The sequence below is a fragment of the Chitinophaga oryziterrae genome (assembly GCF_009758125.1).
Lineage (GTDB): Bacteria > Bacteroidota > Bacteroidia > Chitinophagales > Chitinophagaceae > Chitinophaga > Chitinophaga oryziterrae.
Map to the genome: position 1 here is coordinate 170,374 of NZ_WRXO01000002.1, position 17,322 is coordinate 187,695.

Sequence of the window (17,322 nt, forward strand, 5' to 3'; positions counted from 1 at the left end):
ACGATGAAAAAGAACATCTTATTACTGTCTATGCTGCTGGGAATGCTCCCGGCCATTGCTCAAAACAAAAAAGAAGTACTAAAAGTACTTACCCTCACCAATGGCTATTTCATGGAGAAATGGCCGGATACCGGTAAAGACATCGTTCTCAATAAAACCTGGCCCAGCAATATCTGGACAAGGGCCGTGTATTACGAAGGACTCATGGCATTCTACAGTATTAGTCCCAAAAAAGAATACTACGATTATGCCGTATCATGGGGAGAGAAACACCAATGGAACCTGCGCAGCGGCATCACTACCCGTAACGCAGATAATCAGGCCTGCGGACAAACATACGTCGACCTTTATCTCATTGATAAGAAACCGGAACGTATCGCCAATATCAAAGCATCTATAGACAGTATGTTGAAAACTGATAAAATAGATGACTGGAACTGGATAGATGCGATCCAGATGGGCATGCCCCTGATGGCGCAATTAGGCAAGATATATAAAGACACCACTTACTTCGGACGTATGCACCAGATGTATAACTTTACCAAATACCAGCATGGTGGTAACGGATTATACAACACAACAGAACACCTCTGGTGGAGAGATAAAGATTTTGTACCTCCCTACAAAGAACCTAATGGTGAAAGCTGCTACTGGAGCCGTGGTAATGGCTGGGTACTGGCTGCACTGGTAAGAACAATGGACCAGTTACCACAAACATCCCCTTATTATAAAGACTACCTGAAAGATTTCAAAGACATGTCTGCGGCATTACTTACACTGCAAAGAAAAGATGGTTTCTGGAATGCAAGTCTGCGCGACTCTACACATTTCGGTGGTAAGGAATTAACCGGTACTTCATTATTCATATATGGCATGGCCTGGGGTATCCGCAAAGGATACTTAAACAAATCAACTTATCTACCTGCAGTGTTAAAAGGATGGAATGCACTGGTGAAAGATTGCGTACATGAGAACGGTATGCTGGGATTTGTGCAGAGTACAGGTAAACAACCGTCAGATGGTCAGCCCGTAACTTATGAGAAGATCCCCGATTTTGAAGATTATGGGTTAGGATGTTTCCTTTTAGCCGGTTCAGAGATCTATAAGTTAAAATAATTCTTCCTGATAAAGTCAAAGCTCACCCCGGCTTTGACTTTATTGTTTAACCCCGTTCATAAAAAATAAGCGTAGAAGCTACCTTTAACAAGAAATAATTTCTATTTTTCCGGTAGTGAGCTTGATAGTTGTGTGTTTTTATCCACGTTCGTCAACAATATTCTGGCGTATGAGTCTCAACAGGTCCGCAGCTGCATACAGTTTTGCGCAGTTATCCGCGTTTTATTATCTAAATATAAAGCTCCACAAATCATGAACAAAGTTTTTGGTATTGCTGCCCTATTGCTATCACAGCAATTGTATGCACAGCAGCAACAGGCACCGGCCTACCCGCTTATTACTCACGATCCGTATTTCAGTATCTGGTCGGCTACTGATGATCTGACCGCTTCTACTACCCGTCACTGGACAGGCACAGACCAATCCATTACAGGCATGATAAAGGTAGATGGTGTTATCTACCGCATATTAGGCGCTAAAGGGGAGAATTATGAAACTGTGATTCCTGCTGCTGATGAAAAATCATACAGTTGTCAGTATACAGAAACTGCTCCTGCAGATGGATGGCAGAATGAAAAGTTTAATGATGCGCAATGGCAAACAGGTAAAGCGCCTTTCACGAATACACAGAACCTGGACGGGACCCAATGGAATACCAGAGAAATATGGGTACGCAGAACATTCGAATTAAACGATAAAAATCTGGATAAACTCCTGCTGAAAATAAATCATGATGATAATGCAGAAGTATACCTGAACGGAGAACCTATCTACAGTTATGTAGGCTGGTTAACCCGCATGCAATATTTCCCCGTAAGTGAAGCAGCCCGCAAAAAACTGAAGAAAGGTAAAAATGTACTGGCCATACATTGCACCAATACGCAGGGCGGAGCATGGTTAGACGCCGGACTGGTAAAAGAAGCGAAAGATCCGGCAGCATCTAAAATCCAGGTAGCTACACAGAAAAGTGTAAAATTGACTGCAACACAAACTACTTATACTTTCACCGCAGGTAAAGTAGATGTAACATTGAATTTCACCTCGCCTTTACTGCTCAGTGATCTTGATCTGCTTTCGCGTCCGGTATCTTATATCACTTATAAGGTACAGGCCAATGATGGAGGGACACATGGAGTAGTGTTATACTTCGGCGCCTCTTCCAGCCTTGCTGTGAATACACCTTCCCAGCAGGTAACCGCACAGCAGTATACCAGTGGAGATTTATCAATCTTAAAAACAGGTACAGTAGATCAACCGGTACTGGCAAAAAAAGGAGATGATCTGAGAATCGACTGGGGTTATCTGTATGTGGCAGTACCAAAGGCTGCCAATGCCGTTCAGTACATTACAAAAGAAGGGGAAGGCATGAGTTCATTTGCTGATAAAATGCCTGCTACAACTACTACCAGCGGTACACAACTGATGCTGAATACCATTGTACCATTAGGTAAAGTGGATGCTACAGGAAAAGAACAGGTAATCCTGCTGGGATATGATGACCTGTTTTCTATCCAGTATTTCAATACTAACCTGGCTCCCTGGTGGAAAAAAGATGCATCCTGCACCATAGAAAAAGAATTGTCAAAAGCAGCAATCGATTACGCTGCTATCATGCAACGCTGTAATACATTTGACGATAATTTATACGCGGATACAAAAAAAGCAGGTGGTGAAAACTACGCTAAATTATGTAACCTGGGCTACAGGCAGAGTATCGCCGCTCACAAACTGGTAAAGAGCCCGGATGGAGATGTCCTGTTCCTTTCTAAAGAAAACTTCAGCAATGGTTGTATCAACACAGTAGATGTCACTTATCCGTCTGCTCCTTTATTCCTGGTATACAACCCGGACCTGATGAAGGGGATGCTTACCGGTATCTTCTATTTCAGCGAAAGCGGAAAATATACACAACCCTATGCAGCCCATGATCTGGGTACTTATCCGCTGGCCAATGGCCAGGCGTATGGTGAAGGCATGCCTGTGGAAGAATCAGGTAACATGATCATCTTAACGGCCGCTATTGCCAAAGCAGAAGGTAATGCGGACTATGCAAAAAAGCACTGGAAAACTTTGACCACCTGGGCAGAATATTTATTGAAAGAAGGTTTTGATCCTGCTAACCAGCTTTGCACAGACGACTTTGCAGGACACCTGGCGCGGAATGCCAATCTTTCAGTTAAAGCAATCGTTGGCTTAGGTAGTTATGCCATGCTGGCTGATCAGCTGGGAGATACTGCTACTGCCAACAAATACCGTAAGGCAGCAAAAGAGATGGTCCCTAAATGGATGCAACTAGCAGATGATGGGGATCATTACACACTGGCATTTGAAAATAAAGGCTCCTGGAGCCAGAAGTATAATTTAGTGTGGGATAAAGTATTGGGATTGGACCTGTTCCCTATTTCTGTGTATGACAAAGAGATAAAATATTATCTCACCCGTCAGCAGCCATTTGGTCTACCACTGGATAGCCGTAAAGGATATACCAAATCGGACTGGATACTGTGGACTGCTGCGCTGGCGAATAATCAGTCGGATTTCAGTGCATTAATAGACCCTGTATATAAATATGCAACAGAAACTTCTTCCCGTGTACCTCTCAGCGACTGGCATGAAACGTCAGACGGTAAGATGGTAGGCTTCCAGGCAAGAAGCGTAGTGGGCGGGTATTTCATGCAGTTGCTCAGTGCTACCATAAAGAAATAATACGCAATGGAGTAGCTTGTTTTACAGGCTACTCCATTCAATTTATAGAGTGTAGTAATGTTACTACAAAAGGTTCGTTCCCGTCTTTATATATTTGTAATCAAGTTACTATCCTTAAATAAAAAAGGCGCCGCCTTTCCCCATTCTCTAAATGCAAACATTTCGTTCAACATATTAGGGTATGATCATAGATCATACTGTAAAAGCTTGGTTTTTATTAGGATATGGTAGATAAGGTTGTCATTCTTGGCGACCTTCCTTTTTTTATACCAGTGAGTAAAAAAAAAGAAGCCCGCAAATGTGACTTTGCAGGCTGCCCCCTTTTTTGGGCGATGGATGTATTGAGGAATTAAATGGATGTTCGAGGTTACAATGAATGACTCCCGGGGGGATTACAATGAACGAAAGGGGACTAACGAATAAAAGATAAATGGATGAAAATCAGTTCTCGCTGAATTCGCTGAAGAAACGACGCGCCACGTGTTTGAACCTGTTCACATCTGCTTCATTATTAAGCGATATAATATCCGGAGTTGTTGATTGATAATATTTCAAAGCCGCCGTTGCCAGATCAATGTTCCCTTTTGCATCTACTGTAGCTTTAATATTGTTGCTATTACTGTTCAGGTAATGCAGCGCTTTGATGTCGAATTGAAAAGTTATGATATCGTTTGACATGTTATTTTTCGTTTTATACAGATCCTATATAAAAATTTCGTGCCAAAATATTTAAACCCTTAAATCCCCCGAAAAAATTTCATTTAATTCTCCCGTTTTGTACCTTACCTGTCTCAAAATCAAGATAAATATGCAATTAGCCACGTTAGCCAGGTCTTTCTTCTTATTTGTTGTTACATGCTTTATGGCGCTGTATAGCTATGCAGACGTACGTTTACCGGCATTAGTGAGCAACAATATGGTACTACAACGCAACAAACCATTACACATTTGGGGATGGGCAGACAAAGGAGAAAAGATTACGGTCTCTTTCTTTAATACTACCTATAAGGCAACTGCCGCCGCGAATGGCAAATGGCAGGTAACATTACCCGCCCGTCCTGCCGGAGGGCCTTATACCATGACAATTAAAGGTAATAATGTCATTACGCTGGATAATATCCTGATAGGGGAGGTGTGGATCGCTTCCGGACAGTCGAATATGGAAATGCCCGTAAACGGATGGAGCCATGTTATCAATTTCGAACAGGAAATAAAAGCCGCCAACTATCCGGAGATCCGTTTATTCCAGATCAACCATACTACCAGTACGGCCCCGCAGGAAGATGTGGTGACCTGGAAAGGTGGATGGTTAACCTGCACTCCGGAAAATATTCCACAGTTTTCCGCAGTTGGTTACTTCTTTGCCCGTGAAATTTATACACACGAACATATACCTGTTGGCGTTATACACACATCCTGGGGAGGGACTGTGGCAGAGGCATGGACAAGTGGGGAGTCTTTAAAGACAATGCCGGCGTTTGCAGATACCGTGAAGGCGCTGGAAAGCCTGCCGGAACCAAAGGCTCCCGGAGATCCCAACAAAGCGACTTTATTATATAATGCAATGATCCATCCTTTATTACCTTATCCCATCCGTGGGGCAATCTGGTATCAGGGTGAAAGTAATGCAGACAGGGCCTATCAGTACCGCGAACTGTTTCCTTTGATGATCAAAGACTGGCGCAAGCACTGGAATACCGGGGAGTTCCCTTTTTATTTTGTACAGCTGGCCAGCTTCAAAGACAAAAAGACAGAACCTGCTCCGTCCGCCTGGGCAGAGTTAAGAGAAGCGCAGTTACGTACTTTGGCATTGCCGAATACCGGAATGGCTTCAGCAGTTGATATAGGAGATGCAAAAGATATCCATCCCAGGAACAAACAGGAAGTAGGCAGACGCTTATCGCTGATAGCACGGGCACAGGTATATGGAGAAAAGATCCCTTTTTCAGGCCCTGTTTATTTGTCTAAACAGATTGCCGGTAGTAAGATCACGTTGTCTTTTAAATATACAGATGATGGTTTAATGATGAAACATGGGAGCTCTGCATTAACAGGTTTTGAGATTGCCGGGGCTGATAAACAGTTTCATTGGGCGCAGGCTAAGATCTCAGGAGATCATATAATCGTATGGAGTGATGAGGTGAAAAGCCCTGTAGCCGTACGTTACGGCTGGGCAGATAACCCGGATGGGAATCTGTATAATGGCGCCGGCTTGCCTGCATCTCCGTTCCGTACAGATGACTGGCAGGGAATAACTTTCGGTAAATAATTAAATAATAGAGGGCTGATTGTATTCAATCAGCCCTCATTCAGGTGAACAACGATGCGTCAGATTATTATAGGTTTGCTCTTCGCTTTTTTATGGGCATCCGCTGCTGTAGCTACTAAATACGGTATTCATTCCGCAGATCCTTTTATCCTTGCCAATATCCGTTTTTTACTGGCAGGAGGGGCTATGCTTTTCTACACCTATGCTATCAAACGCGAAGCGTTACCTAAGGGAAAAGAATGGCTGCATTTACTGATATTCGGCCTGATGAACACCACCATCTACCTGGGGTGTTTTGTCCTTTCCATGAAATCAGTTTCTGCCGGTATCGGTAGTCTGTCTACAGCTACCAGTCCGTTATTCATTATGATGATATCCGCTGTATGGCTGAAAAGGCCATTACGCTGGTATGAGATCTGCGGAGTTATCCTGGGTCTCACAGGTGTTGCGCTGGCAACATATCCTTTATTGCAGGATAGTCATGCTACATTGAAAGGCGTATTGATATTAATGGGCGGAATGGTTTCTGTATCAGTCGCCACGGTCTATTATGCACGTGTAAAATGGACGCTGCCCAACATTGCTATCAATGCGTGGCAGGTATTTCTGGGTGGGTTCTTATTATTGCCCGTTACCTGTTTCACCGGTAATTTTTCAGACAGTCATTTCGATTTACAATTCTGGCTGGCCATTGGCTGGCTGGCGATTCCTGTATCTATTATCGCTTTACAATTGTGGTTTTACCTGGTACGTAAAGATGCTGTGAAAGCCTCTTTATGGCTGTTCTTATGCCCTGTTTTCGGTTTTATGCTTTCTTCGCTGTTATTGCACGAACCACTCAGCTGGTATACCCTGGCCGGTACTTTACTGGTAATAGGTGGATTATACCTGGCACAAAGAGAAAAGTTTGCTGGTGGGGCATAAAGCAGTGAGAGCGGCATTGACCGACCCCGTTAAAAGCCTGCGGATGGATTAATCCTCAAAATCGATGGATTTGATCTTATTGGCCAGGTTATCGATGCTTTGCAGCTCGATCTCTATCATCTTTCTTTTCAGCACAATTGCTTCTTCCTGGGAAATGAGTCCGTTATTAAGAGCGGCCTGAATTTTCTTTTGAAGGAGTGTCTTAGACTTTTCTACTTTCTTTCCTTTGAAATAAGTATTGGTCTTTTTAGAGATAAATTTCCAAAATAAAGACAAGACTATAGATACGCTGGGGGCTATTATGACCAGCCATGATTTTAGCGGGTAAGACTCAGAAAGATTGTTGGCGAGCAATACTAAGAGTGTACCACCGCTGGCGCCGGCTATGCTTGCGGATGTAGTATTATTAGGTTGCTGGATATTGGAAGCCGGTGTGGATAGGTTAGCAACCAGTGGATTTTCCTGGTTCAATTGAAAAAAATAGGATTTAAAATAATACGGTTCTATTTGCCTAACAATGCGTCCATCGTACGGAGTAGCTGCTGGGTGTCGTTTTGCTTTTCAAGTTCTAACACTATTACGTTTCCTGATCTATTTTCTATTACAAGGGTTTTAGGCGGATATTTACTGAACTTCTTCAGCTTTGCAGATTCTTGCGCTGCACCTATCAAAGTTACAGCCAGTGAAGACAGTGAAGCGAAAACTGCAATTATTCCCAATATAGTTGTGAACGTAGCTGACATCTAATAATATTAAAGTTTAGATATCTAAATTACGGAAATTTTATTAGAATAACCCTCTTCTTATCGAGATATATAATAAATAATGCATTCAAAAGAACATACGTATGAAGCTGATTTTAATTTGAAATATTTTTCTCTCTTTGTAAGTAGTTTTTCCGGATTACCTGTCTTTATAAGAATAAGAACTCATTTAAGGGAGACTGATTCCACGAAGAAAACTGTAAAATGCTTTATACCATATGATTAGGGGACAAATTCTACGGCATTGGTTATCTTTACCTTTCTTGCAGCCTTAACAGTATGACACGTTATAAATCCACATGGTAGCATTGTAGTATAAAGAGGTGAAGTATGAGCAGCAGCGCAAATTTAAAGTTGTGGCAGCAACAGATCGCATGTGAAGGAGATGAAAAAGCCTTCGCGGAGCTATTCCGACATTTCTATGACCGGTTGTTACACTTTTGTATCCAGTACGTTCACTCCCGCGAAGCTGCGGAAGAGATCGTTTCCGATGTATTTGTGAAAATATGGAACCGCCGTACAGAATTAGAAAAGGTAGCCAACCTGGAAGTATATCTCTTTGTAGCCGTTAAAAATCACTCCCTTAACTATCTTGAACAATATTCGTCTCTGCGTATTTCCCCTATTAATGAAGAAACAGGGATGGCAGAACTGACCAATTCCGTAGATCCCGAAAAGAGGATGGAATGGAAAGAGATCCTGTTCAGAATGGACCAGGAAGTAAGTCGCCTGCCCGATCAATGCCGCCGGGTATTTAAACTCATCAAAGAAGAAGGATTTAAATATAAAGATGTGGCAGAAATCCTCAACATCTCTCCACGTACTGTAGAAACCCAGTTATTCCGTGCTATGAAACGCCTCAACGAAGTAATAGGACCCTATATGTTCAACCGTATCAAAAAAAAATAATTACATCTTGTAAGTAGTTATTTTCTTTTCCCTGTCCTTCTTATACAACCGGCTCCATTTTATGATCAACGAAGAATTATTCACCACGTTATCTGCCAGGAAACTGTCAGGAGAAGCTACCGCAGCAGAACAGCAGGAGCTGGAAGCGATGTTGCAGCAGGACCCTGTCTTACAGGAACGTTATGCTATCCTTCAGCAATACTTTACAGAAACATCTTATCACGCATCTGCAGATACCGAACAGGCATTGAAGCGCACAATGGCGCGTATCAAATTAACAGATATACCGGTTAAGCGTACACGATTTACTCCCATGTGGAGATGGGCAGGCGCTGCTGCCGTTCTATTACTGATAGGAGGATTTGCATTCACCTTTCATCATACCGCATCAGTAAAACAGATGGCTGTTGTTGATACTACCGAATGGCTGCACAGGCAAAATGGTAAAGCCACTAAAGCCACTATAGAACTGGCAGATGGTAGTAAGATATGGCTGAATGCTGATAGTAAACTCTCTTACCCCGAAGTATTCAGCAAAGGAATACGCGAAGTATATCTGGAAGGAGAAGCCTTTTTTGATGTAGCCAGTAATCCCGGCAAACCCTTTATCATTCATCTTGCAAAAGGGGATGTACAGGTATTGGGTACTTCATTTAATATCCGTGCTTATGAGAATGAGCCGGTACAAACATCTGTAAGAACAGGTAAAGTTGCATTTATCCCGGCCTATAAAGGCAGCGGTAAAAGACCGGATACTATTTACATTACACCGGATGAGAAAGTAACCTATGAACAGGTAGCCAACAGCATTAAAAAAGAAGTGACTTCTTCGGAAGATGATAAAGCCTGGACAGAAGGCCGTCTTGTATTCAGGGATATGACCCTGGAAGATATCTCCTATGAACTGGAAAGAACATTTGGTAAAAAAGTATCGTTTACCGAAGATGCGCCACGGCATTTTCGCTTAACAGGTAATTTCCAGAACAACAACCTGCAGGATATCATGTATTACCTGGCCCGGTCAAAAGCATTTCATTACGATATTACTGACAGTACATTAATTATCAGTCAGTAAGTTTTAGCATACATTATAGTTCACGTTATTTCAATCAATCAAAATTCACAAACACAGCTGCGTTATGAAAGAAAGACCGCTACCTATTTTATTCTCGGGTCCTTTCCGCTCTTTGTTCCTGCCGCTGATTATCTGCATGGCTTTGTTAAGCATGCTGGATCTAAAAGCACAGGTGGCATTTGCTTCCAATATGGAGCATCCGTCAGCAGGACAACAGGTAAAGGATACTGAGAAACCTTTAGAGAACCGTATTAGCCTGCAGGTAAATAATGAACTGCTGGCCCATGTATTGGAGAGAATAGAGCAACAGACCCCTTTTGTGTTTGTATACTCCAATGATGAGATTAAAGCTGCACAGAAAGTTTCTCTCAATGTAAAGGACAAAAAACTGGCGGAAGTGCTGGAAATGATATTATCTCCGCTGGATATCCGGTTTGAAATGATCAATAACAAGATCATTCTCAGGCAGGGGGGAGAAACCGCTACCTATACCGGCGTAGAAGATGTAACAGTGAATGGCCGTGTAGTTAACAATAAGGGAGAAGGTATCCCTAATATCAATGTTCGTTTGCAGGGTTCCTCCATCGGTACTATTACAAATGATCAGGGTTTTTTTACGCTAAAGATCCCGGCTGGGCAAAGCAATGGTACCTTGGTATGCTCTTCCGTTGGTTACATCCCATCGGAAGTGGGGATCGCAGGCAGAACTAATATTACCATTATGCTTACTGCCGACTCTAAGGACCTGGGAGAAGTAGTAGTTACAGCATATGGCTCACAGCAAAAGAAACAGGTAACAGCTGCTATCAATACCATCTCTTCAAAAGATTTACAGGGCAGACCCGTTACTAATATGTTTCAGGCTCTGCAGGGACAGGCGCCTAACCTGATCCTGCAACAGAACACCGCAGAACCCGGCGCTACATTAACAATGAATATACGTGGTGTGGGAAGCCTGACCGGTAACACCCCACTCATCATCATCGATGGTGTACAGGCAGGTACTACCGGCTTGCAAAACCTGAACCCATACGATGTGGAAAGCATCTCCGTATTGAAAGATGCGGCGTCTTCTGCTATCTATGGTTCACAGGCGGCTAACGGTGTCGTATATATTACCACTAAAAGAGGTACCAAAGACGGTAAACCAGGTGTGCAGTACAATGCGATGTATGGCTGGCAAACGCCTACCACACTGCCTCGCAATGTGGAAGCATGGGAATACATGACGCTGAAAGATGAAGCATTGGTGAACTCCGGTAAAACACCTCAGTATTCTCCCGAAGATATCGCATACTGGCAGAAACGTGGTTCAGAACCTGCTATGCTGCACGAAATGCTGCGTAAAACTACACCTCAGCAAAGTCATAATCTTAGTCTGACCGGTGGTGGTAAAAACAGCAGCTACCTCATTTCTCTGGGATATTTAGACCAGGGGAATATGTTGCAGAACAAATATGTAAATCAGGACTTCTACTACAAACGTTATAATGCAAGAACAAATCTTTCTGTAGATGTAAGCAAGTATGTAAAGGTGAATGCAAATATCGCCTACACAAAATCATACTATCGCACTCAGCAGCCGGATATAGGTTTCCTGATGAGAGATGCGATGCGTACACCACGTATCTATCCTGTAAAGGATTCTCTTGGTAACTATGTTGTGCCTGCGCTTAGCAGTGGTAACGTAATTGCAGCGCTGGACCTGGGTGGTTATAATATGAGAGAAGAAGATAACCTGCTGGGTGGGATCGATGTAACGATCAATCCTGTAAAGCATCTGTCTTTTAACTTCAATGCTTCCGGCAACTACAAAATAAATGACAATATCAGCAGGGTTAATAAATATTCCTACGCTCCTTATTATACCACTGCCAATCCTCCTATCTACAACCAGCTTTCTGAATCCAGTTATAAAGACAGGAATACAAACGTATACGCTACTGCAGAGTATGAAAATACCTTCGGTGAACACTACGTAAAAGCACAGGTGGGCGCAAGAAGTGATGCTACCAACGAATTTTATGGTCTGCGGGCCAGTCGCTATGGTACTACCAACCTGGACGATCAGTATGCTATTGGTGGAGGTTATATTCCTAAACCAGACGGTAGCTATGACTATTCCAGCATCGGTACATATAACGACATCACCAATCCTAACCTGTATGCATTGAACTCGCTCTTCGGCAGAGTAAACTATGTATACAATGATAAATACATGGCAGAATTTACCTGGCGTTATGATGGGTCATCCAAACTGGCTCCGGGTCATCGCTGGCAGTTCTTCCCTGCATTTTCACTGGGATGGCGTGTTACCGATGAGAAGTTCATGGAAGATCTGAAGAGATATGGAAATGTGAAACTCCGTTATTCATGGGGACAGGTAGGTAACTCTAACATAGGTGGTTACAACTACCTCGCAAGAGTAACACTCAATCCAAATAAGTATGCGTTTAACAATTCACCTTCTCAGGGGGCGGACTTCTCCGCTTACAACGAAACATTACAATGGGAAATTTCTACCATGAGTAACTACGGAGTGGATGTAGATTTACTCAACAATAAAATATCTGCTTCATTCGATTACTTCAACAAGAATACTACAGGGATCTATCTGTTCCAGGTAGTACCAGGTACGGCGGGTACCGGGTCTTCTTTGCAGAACGTTGGTAAGGTACAGAACAAAGGATGGGAACTGTCCGTTTCTTACCGTGCTAAAACCGGCGGATTCAATCACACCCTCACTGCTAACCTGTCTGATAACTTAAATAAGGTGATCAGGTATGGTGAACAGTCTATACAGGGGTCCGACTTTACTTATATCATTAAAGAAGGTTTCCCGATCGCTTCTTACTATGGTTATAAATCAAACGGCCTGTACCAGAACCTGGACGATATCAAAAATGCACCTGCGGTGCCATTCGCCTATAACCAGCAGGTAATGCCGGGAGATGTAAGGTATATAGACCGCAATAAAGATGGTAAGATAGATGCCAATGACCGTTATGTATTTGGGAATCCTTTTCCCCGTTATACCTTCGGATTCACTTATGCAGTTAACTGGAAGAACTTCGATTTTTCCATGTTCTGGCAGGGGGTAGGTAAAAGATCCCAGTTCCTGCGTGGGGATATCGTAGAAGCATTTCATAACAATGAAGACCATGCTTTCGTACAACACCTGGACCGCTGGACGCCTACCAATCCTGAAGCTACTTATCCTCGCCTCACTATCGGAACCGCAGACGCCAACAACTTTGCTTATTCCGATTACTGGTTATTTGATACCAAATACCTGCGTTTAAAGAACCTGCAGTTTGGTTACACCTTACCACACGATATTCTGAGTGCCATAAAGGTGCAGAGTGTCAGGGTTTATTTCACCAGTCAGAACCTGTTAACGATCACGCCAAAACGTTTCCGCCAGTTGGGCGTGGATCCTGAGTTTACACAGTATGATGATAAGTTAAGCAATGCTAATTACAATCCTATTGCAGGACGTAACTATCCCAATGCTTCCACTTTCTCATTTGGTCTGGATCTGAAATTCTAAAAAGTTAATTGTATGAAGAGATTAATAATATTGATATTAAGCGCTACTTCGCTGTACTCCTGCCGCAAGCTGGACCAGCCTATCACGCGTGAATATACAGATGCTGCCTACTGGCGGACAAACGATGATGCGTTGGCCGCTTTATCCAGCTGTTATGAAAACATGTCTAACGACGGCTACTTCTTCGGTGATGAAGCGCTGAGTGATAACGCCTATGTTAGCGGAGATGGTTTTAATGCCGTATCAAAGATCGCCAATGGCGCGTATGATCCATCCAATGGCCGTGTAACAGCTGAATGGGGGTACCGCTATACCTGTATCCGTAAGTGTAATGTCGTGGTGCTGAACATTGATAAAGTACCCGGTATGGACTCCACTTTAAAACACAGGATCCTGGCAGAAGCCCGGTTTATCCGCGCCTATTCCTACTTCCAGCTGGTAAACTGGTATGGGAATGTACCTTTCTATACAGACCTTATCACCATCGATGCTGCTAAAACGATTGGCCGTACGGATAAAGCGCAGATCCTGGATTTCATTCAAAGTGAACTCACCGACATCCGTTCTTCCCTGCCTGTAAATAACTATACTGGCACTGCGGGCGGATATGCGGAGAAAGACAAAGGTCGTATCACACGCGGAGCTGCTATTGCACTCAGCGCGCGTGTGCACCTCTTTAAAAGCGAATGGCAGGGAGCGGTAGATGACTGCGAAAAACTCATAGGCAATACCACTAACGGTACGTATGGCCTGATGGGTAATTACAGCGACATCTTCACTACCGCTAATGAGTACAACAACGAAGTGATCCTCGACCTGCAATATGGAGGTGGCCGTACATTCAGCTCACAACGTAGCTTCCTGCCACAGACTGTCGCTTTGCTGAGAAGTGTACTGGTACCTACACAAGACCTGGTAGATGATTACGTAATGCTGAATGGTAAAGGTATCGCTGAATCAGGCTCCGGCTACGACGAAAACGATCCATATAAAAACAGGGACCCGCGCTTTGAAGCCACTATCCTGCATGATAAATCTACTATCACAGACTTTGATGGTAAAGTGCAGACTATTCTTACTCAGCCGGGTTCTAATCCATCTACCAACAGTATAGATGATCAGGGCGCTTCTCCTACCGGTTATTATTTCTACAAATACTACGATCGTACTGCCAGTAATTACAACTCATCTCTCAACCTCATCATGATCCGTTATGCAGATGTACTGCTGATGTATGCAGAGGCAAAGAATGAACTGGGACAACTGGATGCTGCCATATGGAATCAAACCATCCGTGCACTACGTGTACGGGCTAAGTTTACCGATGCAGGAGCTACCGAATTTCCGGGAGGTACAAAAGAAGTACTGCAAACTATCGTTCGCCGCGAAAGAAGAGCAGAACTGGCATTCGAAGGCATTCGTCCTTTTGATATCCGCCGCTGGAAAATCGCAGACGTAGTGCTGAACAAACCGGTGAGAGGTATTAAAGTAACATCAGGTGCATTCACCAAAGATCCAAACGGGTATATTATTGTGGAGAACAGAATATTCTCTAATCCCAAACATTACCTGTGGCCGGTACCTACGTTTGAACACGATCAGAACGCTAACCTCGGACAAAACGATCTCTGGTAAAATTCCTACTAACAATTACAAACTGATACGATATGAAAAAGTATTTCTCCGCTATAATTATTGCATCACTGGGCCTTCTGTTCGGCGCTTGCAAAAAGGACTATAAAATAAATTCCAATATTCAACCGGTTAGCAAACTGAGTGCTCCGGTAGATGATAAATATATCAAGCTGCAACCTGCTACCAGCGCTTCTGTTAGTTTCGAATGGGAACAGGCACGTGCAGAAGATGGTTCTCTGATATTGTATGAAGTAGTGTTTGATAAAGAGACCGGCGACTTCTCCGATCCTGTTGCTACGATTGCTTCTGATGGTGGTGGGGTACAGAACAAACTGAGCCTGTCCCATAAAGATCTGAACAGCATTGCCGGTAAAGCAGGCATCGCTGCTCTGGCTACAGGTAAACTGAAATGGAGTGTGAAAGCTGCCAAAGGATTCAACATCAAACTGGCTACTGAAACACGTACGATAGAAGTAGAAAGGCCAAATGGCTTTGCTGAAATTCCGGTAGATGTATACCTCACCGGCGAAGCTACTGAAGTGGGTACTGATCTGTCAAAAGCGATAAAACTGAAATCTACGGCACCTGGTGTATTTGAAGTGTATACTTCTTTGAAAAATGGTAGCTATCAGTTCGTTGACAGGAATACCGGTACTCCTGCTACTTATTATATCGATGGCACTATTTTAAAAGAAGGTGGCGAAAGCACACAGGCTGATGGTACCAAACAATACCGCCTGCGCCTTGACTTTAATAATACGGCGGCTACCGTTACTGAGATTACTGCTATCGGCTTGTGGTTCGCTCCGGAAAACAAAATTCTATACGACCTGCCATATGCAGGTAACAGTACCTGGTCTTTCCAGAACCAGGTCATCACTTTCCACCAGGAATCATGGGGCCGTGATGAACGTTATAAATTCCGTATGGATGTAAAAGCGGCAGATGGTACAGTTGGTCAGGAATGGTACGGTAGTTCTAATTCAGATAACAACCGCCCTACAGCCACTACACCGTTATCTTTCTGGGAACTGAAACCTGTTCCGAACAACGACCAGTACAACTATAGCTTCAAATTCATGTCAGAGGTAGATACCAAAGCATGTGATGTAAATGTATACTTCTCGCCAGACAAGAATTATACGCATGAAGTAATCATTAAATAACTATTCCAATCTGATTAGCATATGCGTAGAATCTTCATTTTATTAACACTGGCTACTGCCTTTACTTCCTGCCTGAAAGAACCGGTAGATGATGGTCCGGGACCTGGAGCAGGACAAACCAGCTATATATATAACTGGCCCCTGATCGCAGATTCCTCTTCTTCAACACTGATCAGCAGCTTTTATAATCAAAGCAGCAAGACCTTCAATAAAAACAATGCAGGTGATCTTACTTTCAACTATTGGCCCAATGCACATGCATTGGATGTGCTTGTAGATGTTTACCTGCGCACCAATGATCCGGCCATCAAAACAAGGATGGACGATTTACTGGATGGTATGAAAACAAAGAACGGCGGTACCTATATCAATCATTATTACGATGATATGGAATGGATGACCTTAGCCTGCCTGCGTGCTTATGAAGCTACCAGTGATGACCGTTATAAAACCACTGCCGAACTGCTGTGGAATGATATCAAAGGGGGATGGGACGATGCCTTTGGCGGAGGGATCTACTGGAACAAAGACAGACAGAATAAAAATACCCCTGCCAATGCTCCTGCAAGTATCATCGCTTCCCGTATATACCAGTTGGACCGTAATGCGGATGATCTGGTATGGGCCAAGAAAATCTACCAGTGGCAAAAGGATTACCTGGTGGACCCTGTATCCGGACTGGTATGGGACGGACTCGATGCTACCGGTACCAATAAAAGCTGGAAGTTCACTTACAATCAGGGTGTTTATATCGGTGCAGGTATTGAACTCTACAAGATCACCAGTGATAATACCTATCTGAATGATGCGGTGAAAACAGCAAATAACTCAATGGCAGGGGATTTCAGTAGTGACAATATCATGAAAGATGAAGGCGCCGGGGACGGTGGTTTATTCAAAGGTATCCTGGTGCGTTATATGATGTTACTGATTACTGATGGTAACCTGAGCAGCACTGATGCCGCGAAGTATATCAGCTTCCTGCAACTGAATGCGGAAACATTGTGGTTACAGGGAACTTCCCGCCCTCAGGTACTGTTTAATACGAATTGGACTACAAAAGCGACTACTACAGACCTTACTACTCAATTGAGTGGTGCAATGCTGATAGAAGCCGCAGCAAGACTAAAAGAGTTGAATTTGATAAATTAATAATAAGTATATTTATGGCCACTATGAAATAGTTGGCGGATAAAAAGGTTACCTCA

General features: G+C 43.3%; 13 protein-coding genes. 10 read left to right on the forward strand and 3 right to left on the reverse strand.

The genetic code is table 11. From position 1 onward, the window contains the following. Nucleotides 1-3 precede the first annotated feature (3 nt). Entirely contained in the window at nucleotides 4-1,116 is a 1,113-nt protein-coding gene (locus tag GO495_RS08265) for a glycoside hydrolase family 88/105 protein (protein ID WP_157299244.1), read from the forward strand. A gap of 252 nt (nucleotides 1,117-1,368) precedes the next feature. Next, nucleotides 1,369-3,822 (forward strand): glutaminase family protein, encoded by a 2,454-nt coding sequence (locus tag GO495_RS08270; RefSeq protein ID WP_157299245.1) that lies wholly within the window; start codon nucleotides 1,369-1,371, stop codon nucleotides 3,820-3,822. A gap of 441 nt (nucleotides 3,823-4,263) precedes the next feature. On the opposite strand, the gene GO495_RS08275 is transcribed toward GO495_RS08270, so the two are convergent. Beyond that, nucleotides 4,264-4,500 (reverse strand): hypothetical protein, encoded by a 237-nt coding sequence (locus tag GO495_RS08275; protein WP_157299246.1) that lies wholly within the window; start codon nucleotides 4,498-4,500, stop codon nucleotides 4,264-4,266. Between the two features lie 130 nt (nucleotides 4,501-4,630). Between GO495_RS08275 and GO495_RS08280 the strand changes: the two genes are divergently transcribed. Together GO495_RS08280 and GO495_RS08285 are read left to right on the forward strand one after the other, a co-directional pair. Continuing rightward, on the forward strand, nucleotides 4,631-6,091 hold the full coding sequence (locus tag GO495_RS08280; RefSeq protein ID WP_157299247.1) for a sialate O-acetylesterase: 1,461 nt from the start codon (nucleotides 4,631-4,633) through the stop codon (nucleotides 6,089-6,091). 54 nt (nucleotides 6,092-6,145) lie between these two features. Continuing rightward, entirely contained in the window at nucleotides 6,146-7,015 is an 870-nt protein-coding gene (locus GO495_RS08285) for a DMT family transporter (RefSeq protein WP_157299248.1), read from the forward strand. 48 nt (nucleotides 7,016-7,063) lie between these two features. Here the strand turns inward: GO495_RS08285 and GO495_RS08290 are convergent, their stop codons facing one another. Continuing rightward, complete coding sequence (locus tag GO495_RS08290) at nucleotides 7,064-7,486, reverse strand: hypothetical protein (RefSeq protein ID WP_157299249.1); 423 nt, start codon at nucleotides 7,484-7,486, stop codon at nucleotides 7,064-7,066. Nucleotides 7,487-7,518: 32 nt separating this feature from the next. Beyond that, the gene (locus tag GO495_RS08295) at nucleotides 7,519-7,758 is read right to left on the reverse strand and encodes a hypothetical protein (protein WP_089782441.1); all 240 of its coding nucleotides are present in this window, start codon (nucleotides 7,756-7,758) and stop codon (nucleotides 7,519-7,521) included. Nucleotides 7,759-8,109: 351 nt separating this feature from the next. Here GO495_RS08295 and GO495_RS08300 point away from each other — a divergent pair, with 351 nt between their 5' ends. From GO495_RS08300 to GO495_RS08325, 6 genes are all read left to right on the forward strand, one after another. Next, nucleotides 8,110-8,688 carry an RNA polymerase sigma-70 factor gene (locus GO495_RS08300; protein ID WP_157299250.1) on the forward strand — a complete coding sequence of 193 codons (579 nt, stop codon included), beginning with the start codon at nucleotides 8,110-8,112 and terminating at the stop codon, nucleotides 8,686-8,688. Nucleotides 8,689-8,749: 61 nt separating this feature from the next. Continuing rightward, entirely contained in the window at nucleotides 8,750-9,763 is a 1,014-nt protein-coding gene (locus tag GO495_RS08305; protein WP_157299251.1) for a FecR family protein, read from the forward strand. Nucleotides 9,764-9,827: 64 nt separating this feature from the next. Continuing rightward, entirely contained in the window at nucleotides 9,828-13,313 is a 3,486-nt protein-coding gene (locus GO495_RS08310; protein WP_157299252.1) for a TonB-dependent receptor, read from the forward strand. 12 nt (nucleotides 13,314-13,325) lie between these two features. Further along, entirely contained in the window at nucleotides 13,326-14,948 is a 1,623-nt protein-coding gene (locus GO495_RS08315) for a RagB/SusD family nutrient uptake outer membrane protein (protein WP_157299253.1), read from the forward strand. Nucleotides 14,949-14,980: 32 nt separating this feature from the next. Beyond that, nucleotides 14,981-16,114, forward strand: coding sequence for a SusE domain-containing protein (locus GO495_RS08320; RefSeq protein WP_157299254.1), 1,134 nt, complete (start codon nucleotides 14,981-14,983; stop codon nucleotides 16,112-16,114). A 21-nt stretch (nucleotides 16,115-16,135) separates the two neighbouring features. Next, a complete protein-coding gene (locus GO495_RS08325) occupies nucleotides 16,136-17,266 on the forward strand; it encodes a glycoside hydrolase family 76 protein (RefSeq protein WP_157299255.1) in 1,131 nt (376 codons plus the stop codon). Nucleotides 17,267-17,322 lie beyond the last annotated feature (56 nt).